This window comes from Mesorhizobium sp. WSM4844 (assembly GCF_055811775.1).
This window is the reverse complement of the sequence record NZ_JBVVQB010000052.1, coordinates 15,352-31,271: the sequence shown is the minus strand read 5'-3', so window position 1 is coordinate 31,271 and position 15,920 is coordinate 15,352. Positions and strand designations below refer to the sequence as shown.

Annotated in this window: 11 protein-coding genes and 7 pseudogenes; 4 read left to right on the top strand and 14 right to left on the bottom strand. The window is 59.1% G+C overall.

Annotated elements, in window-relative coordinates; translation table 11 throughout:
• Positions 1 to 41: 41 nt before the first annotated feature.
• The 6 genes from AC0L2A_RS28745 to AC0L2A_RS28720 all read right to left on the bottom strand — a co-directional run bounded on the left by AC0L2A_RS28745 (position 42) and on the right by AC0L2A_RS28720 (position 5,908).
• Positions 42 to 1,070 carry an ABC transporter ATP-binding protein gene (locus AC0L2A_RS28745; protein ID WP_473611665.1) on the bottom strand — a complete coding sequence of 343 codons (1,029 nt, stop codon included), beginning with the start codon at positions 1,068 to 1,070 and terminating at the stop codon, positions 42 to 44.
• Positions 1,067 to 2,074, bottom strand: coding sequence for an ABC transporter ATP-binding protein (locus AC0L2A_RS28740; RefSeq protein ID WP_473611664.1), 1,008 nt, complete (start codon positions 2,072 to 2,074; stop codon positions 1,067 to 1,069). Before AC0L2A_RS28740 ends, AC0L2A_RS28745 begins: the two co-directional genes overlap by 4 nt.
• A 1-nt stretch (position 2,075) precedes the next feature.
• A complete protein-coding gene (locus tag AC0L2A_RS28735; RefSeq protein WP_473611662.1) occupies positions 2,076 to 2,957 on the bottom strand; it encodes an ABC transporter permease in 882 nt (293 codons plus the stop codon).
• A 1-nt stretch (position 2,958) separates the two neighbouring features.
• Entirely contained in the window at positions 2,959 to 3,900 is a 942-nt protein-coding gene (locus tag AC0L2A_RS28730; RefSeq protein WP_473611661.1) for an ABC transporter permease, read from the bottom strand.
• Positions 3,900 to 5,504: an ABC transporter substrate-binding protein gene (locus tag AC0L2A_RS28725; RefSeq protein ID WP_473611673.1), complete on the bottom strand. Its 1,605-nt coding sequence runs from the start codon at positions 5,502 to 5,504 to the stop codon at positions 3,900 to 3,902. The genes AC0L2A_RS28730 and AC0L2A_RS28725 overlap by 1 nt, the downstream gene beginning before the upstream one ends.
• Before the next feature lie 275 nt (positions 5,505 to 5,779).
• Complete coding sequence (locus AC0L2A_RS28720; RefSeq protein WP_473611660.1) at positions 5,780 to 5,908, bottom strand: hypothetical protein; 129 nt, start codon at positions 5,906 to 5,908, stop codon at positions 5,780 to 5,782.
• A 484-nt stretch (positions 5,909 to 6,392) separates the two neighbouring features.
• Here AC0L2A_RS28720 and AC0L2A_RS28715 point away from each other — a divergent pair, with 484 nt between their 5' ends.
• Positions 6,393 to 7,565 (top strand): IS110 family RNA-guided transposase, encoded by a 1,173-nt coding sequence (locus AC0L2A_RS28715; protein ID WP_473611658.1) that lies wholly within the window; start codon positions 6,393 to 6,395, stop codon positions 7,563 to 7,565.
• A gap of 630 nt (positions 7,566 to 8,195) precedes the next feature.
• Here the strand turns inward: AC0L2A_RS28715 and AC0L2A_RS28710 are convergent.
• On the bottom strand, positions 8,196 to 9,440 hold the full coding sequence (locus AC0L2A_RS28710) for a serine hydrolase domain-containing protein (protein ID WP_473611657.1): 1,245 nt from the start codon (positions 9,438 to 9,440) through the stop codon (positions 8,196 to 8,198).
• Positions 9,441 to 9,845: 405 nt separating this feature from the next.
• On the opposite strand from AC0L2A_RS28710, the pseudogene AC0L2A_RS28705 reads away from it, so the two are divergent.
• A pseudogene (locus AC0L2A_RS28705) lies at positions 9,846 to 10,045 on the top strand (transposase); the annotation flags it as partial.
• Between the two features lie 351 nt (positions 10,046 to 10,396).
• Here the strand turns inward: AC0L2A_RS28705 and AC0L2A_RS28700 are convergent.
• Positions 10,397 to 10,513: pseudogene (locus AC0L2A_RS28700) on the bottom strand (IS110 family transposase); the annotation flags it as partial.
• A gap of 304 nt (positions 10,514 to 10,817) precedes the next feature.
• On the opposite strand from AC0L2A_RS28700, the pseudogene AC0L2A_RS28695 reads away from it, so the two are divergent.
• Together AC0L2A_RS28695 and AC0L2A_RS28690 are read left to right on the top strand one after the other, a co-directional pair.
• Positions 10,818 to 11,823: pseudogene (locus AC0L2A_RS28695) on the top strand (IS110 family RNA-guided transposase); the annotation flags it as partial.
• A 393-nt stretch (positions 11,824 to 12,216) separates the two neighbouring features.
• Positions 12,217 to 12,336, top strand: a pseudogene (locus tag AC0L2A_RS28690) (IS110 family transposase); the annotation flags it as partial.
• Positions 12,337 to 12,346: 10 nt separating this feature from the next.
• On the opposite strand, the pseudogene AC0L2A_RS28685 reads toward AC0L2A_RS28690, so the two are convergent.
• The 6 genes and pseudogenes from AC0L2A_RS28685 to AC0L2A_RS28660 all read right to left on the bottom strand — a co-directional run.
• Positions 12,347 to 12,475, bottom strand: a pseudogene (locus AC0L2A_RS28685) (transposase zinc-binding domain-containing protein); the annotation flags it as partial.
• A pseudogene (locus AC0L2A_RS28680) lies at positions 12,461 to 13,012 on the bottom strand (transposase); the annotation flags it as partial. The pseudogenes AC0L2A_RS28680 and AC0L2A_RS28685, both read right to left, overlap by 15 nt.
• A 354-nt stretch (positions 13,013 to 13,366) precedes the next feature.
• A complete protein-coding gene (locus AC0L2A_RS28675) occupies positions 13,367 to 13,582 on the bottom strand; it encodes a hypothetical protein (RefSeq protein ID WP_473611656.1) in 216 nt (71 codons plus the stop codon).
• Positions 13,579 to 14,070 carry an aspartate/glutamate racemase family protein gene (locus tag AC0L2A_RS28670; RefSeq protein ID WP_473611654.1) on the bottom strand — a complete coding sequence of 164 codons (492 nt, stop codon included), beginning with the start codon at positions 14,068 to 14,070 and terminating at the stop codon, positions 13,579 to 13,581. Before AC0L2A_RS28670 ends, AC0L2A_RS28675 begins: the two co-directional genes overlap by 4 nt.
• 176 nt (positions 14,071 to 14,246) lie before the next feature.
• Positions 14,247 to 15,245, bottom strand: a complete 999-nt coding sequence (locus tag AC0L2A_RS28665; RefSeq protein WP_473611653.1) for a succinylglutamate desuccinylase/aspartoacylase family protein — start codon at positions 15,243 to 15,245, stop codon at positions 14,247 to 14,249.
• 251 nt (positions 15,246 to 15,496) lie between these two features.
• Positions 15,497 to 15,691, bottom strand: a pseudogene (locus AC0L2A_RS28660) (ISL3 family transposase); the annotation flags it as partial.
• Between the last annotated feature and the right edge of the window lie 229 nt (positions 15,692 to 15,920).

Here is a 15,920-nt window from a genome sequence, read left to right as displayed (position 1 = left end):
ACCGCGCTGGCGATCTTCGATCGGGGTGAAAGGCTCCGCAGCTATGTCCCAATAAAAGAAACATTGGCCGCCACAGGCGGCTGGGCCGGAATTGCCGTGGCCGGCGCGCGCACATGACAGGCTACGACGCGCCCGTCGGCTATTGGCACTAGAGGCGGCACTTCGATGCGGCACCGCTCAACCGCGAGTGGGCAGCGGGGGTGGAAGGCGCATCCGCTCGGCGGATTAATGGGACTTGGCACCTCGCCTTCAACAGGTGCCTCCAGCCGAACGCGCATCGGATCCGGCACCGGAGCTGCCGCGATCAGCGCCTCGGTGTAGGGGTGGACAGGCTTGGCGAAAAGCACCTCACTCGGGGCGAGCTCCACGATCCGCCCCAGGTACATGACCGCCACGCGATGCGCGATATGCTCCACGACGCCGAGGTCATGCGAGATGAAGACGAAGGCGATGCCCATCTGCTGCTGGAGATCTAGAAGCAGATTCAGAATCTGCGCCTGCACTGAGACGTCAAGGGCTGACACCGCTTCGTCGGCGATGATGAGCGAGGGCTGGAGGGCCAGCGCCCGCGCTATCCCGAGCCGCTGGCGCTGACCGCCCGACAATTCGGAGGGGAGTCTGTGCATCATCTCAGGCGACATTCCGACCTTTCGGAGAAGACCCGCGGCAAGTGCCTGACGCTGCTTCCGGCTGAGACGCTCAAAGTTCTCGACAGGCTCCGTAATGATCTGTCCAGCGGTAAGGCGTGGATTGAGCGACGAGTAAGGATCCTGAAACACCATCTGCATCCGACGGCGCCAGGCATGAAGCGCGCGCTTCTTGAGGCCCGCAATGTCGGTCCCGTCGATCAGCACGCGGCCAGCCGTCGGTTCCACGAGCCGCATCAGGAGCCGCGCGACAGTCGACTTACCGCAGCCGGACTCACCGACGATGCAAAGCGTCTCCCCCGCCTCGACGGAAAAGGATACAGCCTCCACCGCCCGGATCACCGGGATGGCCTTCTTCAGGAAACCGGCGCCGAGCGGATAGTGCTTGGTCAGGTTCTCGACTTTCAGCAAAGGACCACTCATGCGCCCATCACCTCTTCGGCTCGCCAGCAAGCTGCCGTGTGGCCCGCCCTAACATCACGTAGGACGGGTGTCTTCTCGCGGCAAATATCGACCGCGAACGGGCAGCGTGGCGCAAAGCTGCAGCTCACAATGGGCTCGCGCAGACTTGGCACGATCCCCGGAATTTCTGGAAGGCGGCGCTGTCGGCCGCGCCGGGGATCAGGCATCGATCGCATGAGGCCCTGAGTGTAGGGATGCGCGGGACGCGCAAACAGATCATTTACGCTCGCTTGCTCCACGATCCGGCCGGCATACATGACAATGACGCGTTGGCACGTCTCGGCTACGACGCCCAGGTCATGCGTAATGAACATGACGGCCGTTCCCGTGCGCTCTTTTAGATCGACGATGAGCCGGAGTATCTGCGCTTGGATCGTGACGTCAAGCGCAGTCGTAGGCTCGTCGGCGATCAACAGTTCCGGCGAGCAGGCAAGAGCCATGGCGATCATTGCGCGCTGGCGCATGCCGCCCGACATTTCGTGGGGATAGTTACTGACGCGCCGTTCAGGATCCGCGATTCGGACGAGACGGAGCATCTCTTCGGCCTTCGCCATCGCCACCAAGTGGGACGCTTTCGTATGGATCTGCACCGCCTCGGCAATCTGGTGGCCGATCGTATAGACCGGGTTCAAGCTCGTCATCGGTTCCTGGAAGATCATGGCGATCTGGTCGCCGCGGATCTTTCGCATCTCCCGATCGGACAGCTCAAGAAGGTTGCGTCCATGAAAGCGGACCTCGCCGCCGACAGTTCTGGCGCTCACCTTCGGCAGCAGCCGAAGGATTGATAGAGCGGTGACGCTCTTCCCGCATCCCGATTCACCGACGACCCCAAGCGTCTCGCCTTTCATCACCTGGAAGCTGACGCCGTCCAAGGCGCGGGTGACGCTCTCTTCGCCGTAAAATCGCGTCTCAAGGTCTCGAACTTCGAGAAGCACGTCGTTCCGTGCAGTATGATGCATCCGCATGTCAGCGCCTCCTCTTGGCGCGGGGATCGAACAGGTCGCGCAGACCATCCCCGAGTAAGTTCACGGCAAGGACCGTGACGGCAAGGCAGATTCCAGGGGCGAAGATCGTCAATGGGGCGATGGTGAGATACAGGCGCGAACTGGCGATCATGTTGCCCCAGCTCGGAATCTCGGGCGGCACGCCCACGCCCAGGAAGCTCAGTCCCGCCTCCGTCAGGATCGCGCTGGCGCAGACAGTGGCGCCCTGGACCATCAGCGCCGGAATGGTGCTCGGCAGGATATGCCGCCACAGCACCTTGGGCAGGCGCGCACCGCCGCAGAGCGCGGCCTCCACGTAGGGACGCTCGCGAACACCGAGAACGACCGAACGAACCAGCCGCGCGACGGCTGGCGTCTCGGGGATCGCGATCGCGACAATGAGGATGCCGATTCCGGGTCCTGTCAGAGAGATGAGTGCAATCGCCAGTAGAATCGTCGGGATCGACATCAGGCCGTCCATGACCCGCATGACGACGTTGTCGAAGCTGCGGCTGTAGCCGGCGATGACACCGATCAGAAGCCCAGCAAGAGCCGCGCATGCTGCCGACATCAATCCAACCATAAGGGAGACCCGAGCACCGAAGATGGTTCGCGCAAATACGTCTCGTCCCAGATTGTCGCTTCCGAACCACATTTCGGCGGAAGGCGGCTGGAGGCGCTTGAACGGATCCATGTTCACCGGATCGCCAGCGTAAAGTGGGGCAGCGAGCGCCAGAATGATGAGGAGCGCCAACAGGCCGCCGCCGATCATGACCAGCGGATGACGCCTTGCCAGACGGGGAAGGTCAGATATCCGCAGGCGGCGCGTGGGGACGTATTCAACTGGTGCGGACAGAATCGTCATATCAATACCGTATGCGGGGATCGATTAAGGTGTACGCCAGATCGACAACGAGATTGATAAGGACGTACAGACCCGAAGTCAGGATGAGCACGCTTTGAATGATGGGATAGTCGCGGTTGTTGATCGCAACCGCGACCAGGCGACCGATACCGGGTATGTTGAACACTGTTTCCGTGAGGACGACTCCGCCGATCAGATAGGCGAAGCTTATGCCTATGACGGTCAGGATGGGGACGCCGGCATTCTTCAAGGCATGGCGGAAAAGCATGGCATAGGACGAAGCGCCCTTGGCAGCGGCCGTTCGCATATAGTCTTCCGACAGGACCTCAAGCATGCTCGCCCGCGTAACCCGGGCGATGAATGCAATGTACCCAAGCCCTAAAGCCACGGTGGGAAGGATAAGGTGCACAAACCAAGGCCCGAGGCCCTGGTTGAAAGAGACGTATCCCTGGACCGGTAGCCAGTGTGTCCTGATGGCGAAGAAGTATATGAGAAAATAGCCGATGACAAAGACCGGGACGGAATAACCAACTGCCGAAAAGGCCGCGAGGAGGCGGTCGACGAGCCCGCCAGTTCTCCACGCTGCAAGGATGCCGAAAGACACCCCGACCGTCACCGAAAGGATCATCGTCAGGATCGCTAGGGAAAGGGTCGGCTCAAGCCGCTGCGAGATCAGCTCCAGAACCGGTCGTCCGGCAAAGATCGAGGTGCCGAAATCGCCGCCGAGCATGTCGCGCACCCAACGCATGAACTGAACCGGCATGGGGTCGTTTAGGCCCAGCTGTTCTCGGATACTGGCGATCAACTGCGGAGCGGCATTTTTGCCGGCGATCATGGCCGCCGGGTCGCCGGGAGCCAGCCTGAGAAGCAGGAATATGAAGATCCCGACCATCGCCATGACAGCGATGGTCGAAACGAATCTGCGCAGGATGTAGGCAGCCACTAGGCGGGAACCTTCTGCATGTTCCACATCGCTGTGAGCGACGGCATTTCGATCAGCCCAGTGAGCGTCTTGCGGCGCGCGATTGGCGAGAGAACTGATCCCAGTAGAACGGTGCCCGCGATGTCCCATTGTATACGTTGCATCTCGCGCGCCAGTGCCTGGCGCTCTTCGAGTGTTTCGACCTCCGCCCATTTGGCCCGAAGAGCCTCATATTCATCGCTCTGCGGCCAGCCCCACCAACCCTGCTCGCCATTCGCGGTCAGAGTGGGATTACTGAGCGTAGTGCTGCGCTCATAATCGGACTCGGACGTGATGAAAATGCTCCAGCCGTCGTTCTCAACGGAGCCCTTGTTCCTTAGGCGGGCGCCATCTAAGGCCGAATCGCCCGGCGCAAGCTCGGCATTGACCCCAATCTTGCGCAGAGTGACCGCCAAGAGCTGCGCACAATTGCCGGCCTCCGCCCAGTCCGTGCGCTGCAGGATGACGATTTTCTCGCCCGCATATCCCGCCTCCTTGAAGAGCTGCTTGGCTTTTTCCGGATCACCGCCCTTCTTGTACCACCCCGTATTTTCGTCGTTGGTATAGGGCGTTTGGTTTCCGAAAAACGAAGTGATGTTGCGGGTGTATTCTGGGGGAAACGAAGTACGCATAAATGCCTCCTGATCGATCAGGTGAAGCATTGCTTGGCGTGCCTTGACGTTGTCGAACGGCTTCTGCAGGCAGTTCATGCGCATGAAATATACATCGCCCGCCTTGTTAAGAACCTGCAGTGCAAGGTTGGTATCGCTCTCAATGGCTGGGTAAAGATCGGCGGGTGGCAATAAGTGAAAATCGACCTCGCCCGACTGCAAGGCCGCAAAGGCAGTCTGCTGATCAGTGATATTTTCCCAGACAACGCGATCGACGTTGACGACCTTCCCGCCCGCGAACCCGTCTGTCGGCTCGTGGCGGGGTACATACTTTTCATTGCGGTCGTAGGTGAAGCTGGCGCCCGGCTTAGCAAGGGCATGGTTAAACTTGAACGGCCCAGATCCGATGTTCGCGGTCACCTGCTCTGCGGCGGCGAGACTCGCGTCCTTTTCGCGCATGATGTACAAGACCGGCGTGACCGCTCCCGCTAGGATTTCGATAAGAAGCCCCATCGGTTCCTTGAGTGAGATGACGAAGGTTTTATCGTCCTGCGCCGAGATATCGCTGGCCCGTTCCATGATCAGCTTTCCGCCAGAAGGCACCTGGCCCCAGCGACGGATCGAGGCGACACAGTCGGACGCGGTGACGGGGGTGCCATCATGCCAGCCCAGACCATCCCGCAGCTCGAACGTATAAGCTTTCTTGTCATCGGAAACGGCCCACTTCCCCACCATTTGCGGTTGTGGAATCAATTTGGAATCAAGCGAAAATAGCATGTCGTAAATCGCCAGGCCATGATTGCCGGTCATGGTAGCCGCCGTAACGATCGGATCGAAGCTGCTGAGGTCGCCCATCACCATGCGGACCGTCCGCGCGTCGGTTGGTGCTGCTTGTGCCCTCAGGACTGAGGGGATCGATATAGCCGCTCCGGCGGCCAAACCCGCCTTGATCATTTCACGTCGAGAGATCATGATTCATTTCCCCTTTGCCATAGCGCCGTTTATCACGCCTATCGGTTAGTTGATTACCGAGAGAAGCAATTATGCGATTTAATGCTCCGTCGCGCGATCTATGCTCCGTCGCGCCGCGACCAACGTCAAATTCAGTTTGGGTATCGTTGCCATCTGGTTTTGCGATAACTCAGAGCGATCTGGATTGTTGATACGAGGTATCCTGGGCCTTTCCTCTGCTGAAGACCTCCGTGCTCGCCCGTCCTGAGATTGCCGCCAAAGGAGCGCCTGCCGAAAGGTCAGCCGGTTCTAGCCGGGTAACCGCGCTCGATCACCGCGCCCCACAGGATCAGGATGTTGATGCGGAATAGTTGCGGCTGGTGGCGGCGTTCTTCGGCAGGTCGAAGGCCGCCTTCGCCCTGCCCCAAGCTTTACGCCTGGCACGCAGCCCCCCAGATCGGCGATGATGCGAACGGTGATTTCGGAATGAACGCTCGCCCTTGGTGGCGCACCGGTCTTTCCATCAGCCTCGCCACGGGCACAGTTTGCCGTTCTTGCGCATGACACTCGCCTCCGCTTCGCGCGTCCTTCCCCGGAAGATCCCATGGGCGGTGGAGGCAGCGCTCGATCCCGATCTCGCGTGCCTGCCCCCGTGAGTGGGGTGGGCGGCAGAACGCGACTGGCTTGGCCCGCTGAACGAGGCAGGCCGCACCCGAAGGGCCGGAACGGAGTGGAGGATGTGAGCGGAGCGAACATTGCGGCCTGCCGCAGCGGGCCTAGAAAGGAGCGTCGCCCACCCCGCGAGCGGGGGCAGGCAACTACCAAAACCACATCGCGAAGCGATGACCGCAGCTGCGATCAACTCGCTTTGGCCGGCGTATTGCTCATGAACAACTTGGAGGGATAGAACACATGAAAGCTGAAAACGTGACTGAGATTGAAACCGATGCGGTCCATACGACACTCGGCGCTATCTTCATGTCCCTGGAACTCAGTCGCTCGAGCTGGTTGGTGACAAGCTTGTTGCCGTGCAACGGAGAGAAGATGTCAAAGCGCGTCGTCAAGGCAGGCGACACGGCCGGATTGTTCGATCTTATCCGCCAGTTGAAGGCGACGGTTCGGCGCAGAACGGGCTGTGACGTGCCGGTGATCGCAATCCAGGAGGCTGGCCTGGACGGCTTCTGGATACATCGGATCCTTGAGCGTGACGGTATCGAAAGCCATGTGGTTGATGCTGCATCCATTGCCACGTCACGCAGGAAGCGCCGGGCGAAGACGGACAAGCTGGATGGCGAGACCCTTCTTCGCGCCCTGCTTGCCTACAAGCGCGACGAGCCGCGGGTATGCGCCATGGTCGTTCCGCCATCGCCCGAGCAAGAGGACCGAAAGCGCAACAGTCGTGAACGACGCGCTCTCATCGCAGAGCGGATCAAGATCGTGAACCGGGTCAAGGGGCTCTTGTTCTCGCAGGGCATCGTTGGATTTGAGCCGCTGAAGCGGGACCGCCGCACTCGACTGGAAGAACTCAGGACCGGAGACGGTCGTGAACTACCTTCGAATCTCAAAGCGGAGATTGTCCGTGCACTGGACCGGATCGAGCTCGTGCTTCGGCAAATCAAGGACGTGGAGGCAGCGCGTGACGAAGTGGCTCGCGATGAATGCGACCCATCAAAAGTCCCCAATGGAATGTCGATGCTCAAGCAACTGCGCGGCGTGGGAGCGGACTTTGCCGAGGTGCTTTGGTCCGAGGGTCTGTATCGCGAATTTGCGAATCGAAGGCAGCTTGCCTCCTATGCCGGTCTGACACCGACACCGTGGCAAAGCGGATCGAACAGCCGGGAACAGGGCGTATCGAAGGCGGGAAATCCGAGGCTGAGGACCGTAATGGTGCAATTGTCGTGGTTCTGGCTCTTGCATCAACCTCGATCGGCTTTGGCACAGTGGTTCCAGGAGCGGGTCGCGCTCGACGGTGGCAGGCGCCCCAAGCCGGCTATCATTGCGCTCGCGAGAAAACTTCTGATCTCCCTGTGGAAATATGTCCATCAGGGTGTTGCCATTGAGGGCGCTGCCATGAAGCCGGCATGATCAGCGTGCTCTTTTCCATCCGCCGGGATTGATCCCTCCCGGCTGATCCAGGGCGAACGAACCTCCCACCCCACTTGGCCTAAAATGCCGTCCGGAAGATTGGTCGCGTTCCCCTGAGCCTTACCGACGAAAGCGGGATGTTGGTGCAGCTGCCACAGCGCAGCGACCGTATGTGAGTTTGGACCGGTGTTGTCACCGCGCCAAGACGACAGGCTCAGACCTTGGATCACAACGCATTGAGGTTGATATGCGAAGACAGCCTTGACGACAAAGTCCCCATGTGAGCGGGGTGGATCGGAAGGCAAAGGCCCGCCGTCAGAGGCGGCCGGCATCCGCCGCGGCGGGCCTAGAAGGAAAGTGCCGCCCACACCGCGCCACCGGGAAGGGCCACCGACAAAGCGTGCTGCCGGCAAGGGCAGCGGCGTGTCACAGCCCAATAGTCTGCCTGCTCCGAGGGGCGAAGCGTATGGCCGAGACCGCTGAGCCTGTCGAAGAAAAGCGGGCTTGGTTTACGAGCACCTGGTGCGCGCCGTCAAGCCGTAGCACCGGCATACCCGATTGAACCAGCACCTCGTTCCTGATAGCATTTCGTGAATAACGCGCGTCCCAACGGTCACGGCGGAAACGACGTTAAAGGGTGCTGGCATTGCAGAAAAGGCTTTCGATAAGGACCTCTCTGCTGTCACCAATGTCGTCCCCATTGAAATAGAGGATTGCGCCAGTCCCGTCCTTTTCACGAAAGCCCATAAAGGTTCTGACACCAGGATCGCTGCCAGTGTGTCCCCAAATAACATCACCATTTTCAAGGATGAATTTGTGCCAGCAGAGGGGCCGACCATCGTGGACTTGAGAGAGCATCAGGTTGATGGTTGACTCTTTCAGCAACTGATTTCCGCCTCGGTTTCCATAGGTGGCGAGAAAGAGCGACAGTTCCTCAATGCTCGTGCGCGCTAGTCCCTCCATATAGGTGGGGTAACTGTAGAGGCAAAGCTGCATGCGCCCCCCCGGCGTAAGCCCATCAATTGTCAAGCCAGGAACTGCAAATCGGGAGGAAAAGGCTTGCCCGCCCCCCTCCCACTTTTCTTTGGTGCCCCTGCTATACAGAACTGCATGCTGGTTAATATTAATATCGCGCACATACCAGCCAGTGCTGTTCATGCCCAAGGGAGTGAAGATGTGGTCGGCGCAATATTCGGTGAAGTGCGCGCCAGCTACGCACTCGACAAGGTGGCCGAGCAGGCCATAAGCAACATTGCAATACCCGCCGGGGTGATCCGGATCGAGTTTGCCGGGCGCCCACCCGTGGAAATTGTCGTTGTCGTCAAAATAGACCCCTCCTGGCGTTAGGTATGCCTTGAGCCAGTCCCCAAGAGCAACCGTCGGATCGCCGCAGGCGTAGCTGTCCGAGTAAGACTTCCCGTCCCGGATTGACGAGCGATGATTCAAGAGCCGCCGTGCTGTGATGGCCAGCGATGGGTGTTTCGGATTGACGACCTGATAGGGAAGATACCTACTGACATCCGCATCCAGGTCAATCAACCCTTGTTCCCAAAGCTGCATCACGGCTGTTGCAGTAATAGTCTTGGACACGGAGCCGATATTCATGATGGTTTTGGGCGTCATCGGAACGTTGCGTGTCACATCTGCCAATCCATAACCCTTCGCCCAAACAAGCCTGCCATCTTGCACGATCCCAACTGCCGAGCCTGGAATCGAAAATTCCTCGAGCTTGCCCTCGATGATCGCATTAATAGATGATTGCATAGATCTTACTCCTTCACGAGAATCGCCAAATCCTAAAAGGGACGCCTCTATGGAAATCGAGGTACCGAAATCGCCGCCGAGGAAGTGCCAGCGGTTTGCCAAAACGCTCATCCTCCCGTCTGCGATTGGCTCCTATTTGGTCAGTTGATTCTCAAATGCCGCGGGGGTTTACGTCAAATTCAGTCTGTGTATTGCGGCCATCTGGTTTTCAGATGAAACTCAGATTGTCGTAGGGCCGGAATTTGGTCGCCCTTAGCACAGCATCCCGGCGCTAAAGCACCGGCATCTCTGAAACGCGGTTGTCGAGGCTGGTCACTCACGGAATGCGGCGCGGCACATTTTGGGGGTCGGTTTCGTTCGCCGTGATTTGATGAGGACTATCGAAAGACCGAGAGCTGGCGCCCAAGGTCAGCGGCGCCCGTCGACATTCCAAGCTCGACCCGCATTGTGCGTTCCTGCTTGGCCTTGTGGCCGATGTCCTGCCACTGAAGTTTCATCCAACGGCGATTGGAGCCTCGGCTCATGACCATTCCCCGCATTGGGCCGCTTGGCGCCACTGCGCTGCTCGCTGACGCAGTCGACTGCCGTCAGTTCAGACGGCACGTGACCTCGCAGCATGGCTCGCCCTGGGCGGCAGGAACACTCGACCGGCGGAAAGGCCACACTCCTTGGAATCAGCAAACGCGGTGACCGCTACATCCGGCGGCGGCTGATCTACCGGCACGCTCCTGCGGTAAGCTCTGTTCAAAAAGCCGTGCTCCTGCACGAACCAACATGCGCGCGGATCTCATCAAGGTGCCAAAAAAAGCATCGGCGAATTCATCGAGCGGGCCTGCAACAGGCAGCGCCAGCATTCCGCGCTCGACTATCTCTCGCCGGATGAATGCGAAGCCGGCCTAACGCGATTGCGCCAGCTCCCCCGACCGCAATCTAAAACCTGGAGAACTGTCCCTAATTGGCGTCTCACCGAAGGGTGCAGTCCACTTCGTAAACGCTTCATCGCCAGCGCCTGTGATGCCAAGCCGGTTCCGTTCTGGCCGAGAAGTGTCGTTCGGATTTGAACAGCTCGGCTCAAGCGTTTTCATCATCAGCAGTGACGCACCGATCAGGCCGACACGAGGGATCTGCGCCAGACGCCGGCTGCACTCGTCAGTGCGGTGCCAAGCCGTCAATTTCAAATCGATGCCACCAATTCCTCATGCAACTGCTGTTATTCCGGCCGTCGCGCGAAGGGGAGCATAGGGAAGGATAGGGTCTTGCCCGCAGGCGACGATTGTGTCCCGCTGCGTGGTGTAGCTGGCGGCATTGGTCGCCGTGCTCTCCGGCATGGACCGGGCTGATCAGCGCGCCACGGCTGGCAGGCTGATGAGGGGATCATCGCTCATCTGGCTGATCGTTTCCAGATGGGGTGGATGCCAGCCTTCTCCGACGGCATCGCAATGTGCCAAGTTTGTGGTGCTTAACGCCACAAAATGGAAGGAGGCATCCGTGGGAAAAGTTACCATCATTGGGATCGATCTAGAGAAGAACGTCTTTCAGCTGCATGGAAGCCGCGGCTGACGGAACTGTCGTATTTCGCAAGAAGCTGTCGCGCCTACAGTTTTGCAGGTTTATGGAGGGTCAGCCGGCATGTGTCGTGGCATGGAGGCGTGCGCCGGCTCCCATTATTGGGCTCGCGAGATGGTCCAGCTTGGCCATCAGCCGAAGCTGATTGCACCTCGGTATGTCAAGGCGTTCATCAAGCGGCAGAAAAACGACGCAGCGGATGCGGAGGCGATCGTCGAGGCAGCGCAACGGCCAACGATGCGCTTCGTCGAAATGAAAACCGAGGAGCAGCAGTCTCGGTCCATAATGTTTCGCACGCGAGAACAGCTGGTCAATCACCGCACTGAGTTGGTCAACGCATTGCGTGCGCACCTCTATGAATTCGGCCACATCGCGCCGCAGGGAATTCGTTATCTGAGCCGACTTGAACGTTTCGTTGAGGTCGAGAACGCCAATTTGCCTGATCTGGTCCGCGAGATCTGCCGCGATCTGCTGGACCAGATCTATCAGCTGACTGGCCGGATCGACGCACTGAAGAAGAAGATCGATGCCCTATCGAGGGATAGCTGAGGCATCTCGGCGCTTGCAAACCATGCCCGGCGTTGGCCCCATCGCCGCACTGGCGATCGAAACTTTCGCGCCGCCGATGGAGACGTTCAAATGCGGCCGTGACTTCGCCGCTTGGCTTGGGCTCGTCCCGTTGCAGAAGTCGACTGGCGGCAAGCAAGGACTAGGAAAAACCTCGAAGATGGGCCAACGCGATATTCGACGGCTGCTCATCATCGGCGCCATGGCTGTGGTCCGATGGGCATCCCGGAAGGGCGCGCCCGAGAGCTCCTGGCTCGCCCGTATGATGGCGAAGAAGCCGCGCATGCTTGTGGCCATCGCGCTGGCCAACAAGATGGCGCGTGGCATCTGGGCCATGGTGACAAAGGAAGAGGATTACCGGAATCTGGCAATGGTGCCTGCAAGAGCATTCAGCAGCACACCAAGCCGGTCCGTCGGGGAATGTGAGGAAGGCCTGAATCGCATGGGCAAATGATCGATCAGATCGGGGTCAGGAAAACCAGAATGACGCACCGACCCTCACGCTCGCTTTCTAGATTTGGACCTGATCCGCGCATCACCATACCGGCCCGCAGCACGTCATGGCCGCAACTCAAGGCCTGACACAAGACCGCACTCGATCACGTGTTCAAAGGTTCAAATCTTCCTTGCAAAACGGCTGGCATCCACACAAGGGTCATATATCTGGCCCGCTGCACTGCCCATTTGATGGCATGGACCGCCAGTTCCGAACCGTGGAGCGTGTTTTATCTCTATAGCTCAAGGGAAGCCTGCCATGCCTGTTGTCACCATCGGAATCGATATCGCCAAATCCGTCTTTCAGGTCCACGGTGTGGACGCATCCGGCCGTGCGGCTCTCCGGCGACGCCTCGGGCGCAGCCAGTTGATGAGCTTTACGCCGGGCAGGCCACGCGGATCGCCCCACAGGACCGGCAGCCCTCCACATGGCCGCCCAGTTCGGCGGTCCGGCACAGTTCGATGGCGCTCATCGTGCGGCGCTCGACGCGTCCGAGATGGCTGCCGACGGCGATGATGACGGCGACCGAGACGATCGGGCCACCGCGGCGCACCTTCAGGTAAGTGGCGTCGATCCACAGGTATGGCCAATCGCCTTCGATCGGCCGCTCGAGGAAGGCCTTCACCTTGCCGTCGATCGCCTCGCACAGCCGCGAGACCTGGCTCTTGGAGACTTGGAGATGCCGCTCATCCCCATGGCCTTGACCAGGTCGTCAACCGACCGGGTCGGGATGCCTTGCACATAAGCTTCCTGGATGACGGCGGTCAGCGCCTTCTCGGCCATGCGCGGTTCGAGGAAACCCGGGAAGTAGCTCCCCTTCCTGAGCTTCGGGATGCGCAGCTCGACCGTGCCGGCCCGCGTCTACCAGTCCCGGTCGCGGTAGCCATCGAGTTGGGCAAGCCGCAGTGGGTTCTTCTCGCCATAGGCGGCGCCGGTGGCCGCGGCCACATCCATTTCCATCAGCCGCTCGGCGGCAAAGCCGATCATCTCCCGCAGCAGATCGGCATCCGGGGTCTTCTCCACGCGTGCGCAGGTTCATCATGTCGTCGGTCATCGGTGGTCCTTCCGAAATGGGTTGCGTCAACAACCAAACCCACCGGAAAGCGCCGATGACCACTGACACGCCGCTCACTCGCTACAGCGCCACTAACGGCACGCTCGCGAGCGGCTTCGTAACCGCCGAGCTACACCACCTGATGGGACACGACCCAGGCGACGCCCATCGCATAGCTTTTTTCGGCGCCGGGCGATTGCCCATGTCGCCATGTTGCCTGATCGGAACCAGGAGCAGATAGGTCGGAGCCCGAGTGGCTCCGATGCTCTCGCCTGTCGCGAGCGGATATGGACATAACCTTTCGGCCGCCCTTTCTGCCTATCGATGGGATCACGCTCTGCCAGTAAAAAATTCCTATGTGATCGACGCGATCATCATCCGGCACAGACTTGTGATATCGTAGACTGGCAGGTTGGTGAGCCGACGGATTGCCGGCGCGACCACCGGGAATCCCGCACACTCGAAAAGGATGGCTGCAATCTCCGGATGCGCAGCTCTCAGCCTGGTGATGCAAACGCCGACATCCGCTTCCATCGCGGCGACGTCGGGCGGCGGCGCAGGAATTTTCAACTCATCATGCCAGTACTTACTGCCTTCAACTCCGCTACCACAATTCTCGACCGCTCGGTCGGATCGCTAAGTTCGAGCATATCTTCGCCGAAGGCGTTAGAGTCATAAGTCAGAACGGCGATCTTGGCCGATAGCGGCAATTGACGGATGAGCGTCGGCAAAAGCAGCATGCTCGACATTGCCACTGGTACTTCTACAGAAGCTGCTACAACCGCCTGGTATCGGATCAAGAAGCCGCAGTTTGAACTGATCACGACAGCTCCTCGTTTGACCAATCGCTGCGCCGCTGCAACATAGCTGCGCTCGAGAATTGGATCGCCGGGCGGCGTTCTTCTACCCAGTGTTCCCTCTGCGATTTCCGTGATGACAGGAAAACCAAGGGTCGCTGGATTTTCGATCGCGCCCGGTTCGGTACCCCTCTCAGAGTTGGGCAACTGCCCTTGGTCGGAAGTTAGTATCCCGAGAGATGCTTGGGCTCGCAATACCATGGATGTCAGTCCTTATAAGTTACACCAGGCAGAACAGCGGCCAGAACGAGCACGGTTGGCGGGCCAGTAACCTCAATAAATAGCCGAAATCAGAGTATAGACTTTTAACCGGACCATTTCCTAGCGGATACTTAGACGCTGTACATTTTCTTTGGCTATCTAATCGGGGGTCGCTTTCAACCATACACGGGACGCGCAAGGAGCGCTAACCACTCGTCGACCTGGACATAGCCTCCGGACCGAATGCCGCAGATGATGGAAGGTGCAGGCGAGCGGATATCAGCGGAATTGGCCGAGGAAGAATCCATCGGATGCAGAATGCCGATGAGATCTCCCTGCTTCACTTCATGGAACATCGAGCACCGAGGTTCGAAGATACCCCGCCCCGGCGATTTCAGTTCATCGGCCGGACGCTGGGTGTGCAATGTCTGGCTGGACTTCCGTTGACGGTACATCGGATACTCGGCTTTTCCCTCGACGAGTCCGAGCGAAATGAGTGCGTTGCGAATTCCAGCCTCGTAGATCGCGAGAGCTTCGGCACCAATGGTGCCCCCGCCGAGTTCAGCACAAACGAATACCTTGCCCTGGTTATGGGCCGAAATGTCGAACATTCCAGGCGTATCTGGATGATCCCACACCAACGTCATTGGTAATTTGAACGCCTCAGCCATTCTGATCGTCTTGGCCATGAGATCGGGATCAGCAATGGGATGTGTCGTGGTCGATGGTGGAAAATCCCACGTTGGTCCGAAACTGTGCAGATCAAACACAGTGTCGGCCGTCGGCAACAACAGCCGCGAAACGGCATCCGCGATTCGTTCGGTTACGGAACCGTTGGCACGGCCCGGAAACACTCGGTTAAGGTTCAATCCGTCGATCGGCGTATTGCGCCTGAATGCCTGCACGGCCGGTGGATTGAGCACGGGGACGATGATGACCCGTCCACAGGTTTGCGCTTCGGGCAGCCACTCGACAAGCCGTCGCGCAACAAGAGGCCCTTCCAATTCATCGCCATGACATCCGCCAGTTATAAGGAGCCGTGGACCATCGCCTTTGTTGAGACTGATGACCGAGAGCGAAAGAGCTTGGCAATCGGCGCCTTTTGGAACAATAAGATGCCCTTTGCTGACGCCGGGCGTGTCGAGATCAAACGTAAGATATGGTACTTCGTTCATTTTCAGCCTACTGTCAGTATTCCGGCAACTTGGCGCCGGGTGAGTTTGCGCGCTGCAAGTATGCGTCGAGCTGCCTTCAATTCGCCAATATAATGTCCCGGGCGGTGCCATCGCGTTTTCAGATGGCCGCCTTGGGGGAGCGACCGAAGACAGTGCGCCGGCTGTCAATGATCGTGGAATCCGTTTGTGCGAAAATCACCCCTCAAACAGGGTTCTCATTCGGGTCTGACGCACTCTCGATGAAGTTTGGGTCATGCCACGCCGATCAATCCGGCTTGCAGGAGGTCGATCTTTCCGCGCCCATACATGTGCCGTTTTACAAGCTTGAGCTTGGTTATCTGGCCATCCGTACGGCCATTCGACCATGGCTTGGTCATCGCGGCACGGACGGCCGCATGATCACGAACGTTGCCGTCAGCGAAGGAGGCGACGAGACTTCTGCTGGCGGCGGCGATCCACAGTGCGAGATCATCGGCACCTTTCTTACGGATCATGGAATGGAACCGGTCGATCAGACTGCCACGAGCATGGGTACGCCACCTCGATGGCGGCGATCATGACCGTGTCGGTTTTGCCTAAATGATCGCGGGCTGTGGTCATCAACCGCATGATCGTTCTGGCTGACGGTACCTTGTGGAGTTGCTGATCGGATGCCCGCTCGACGCGTCGGCGTCT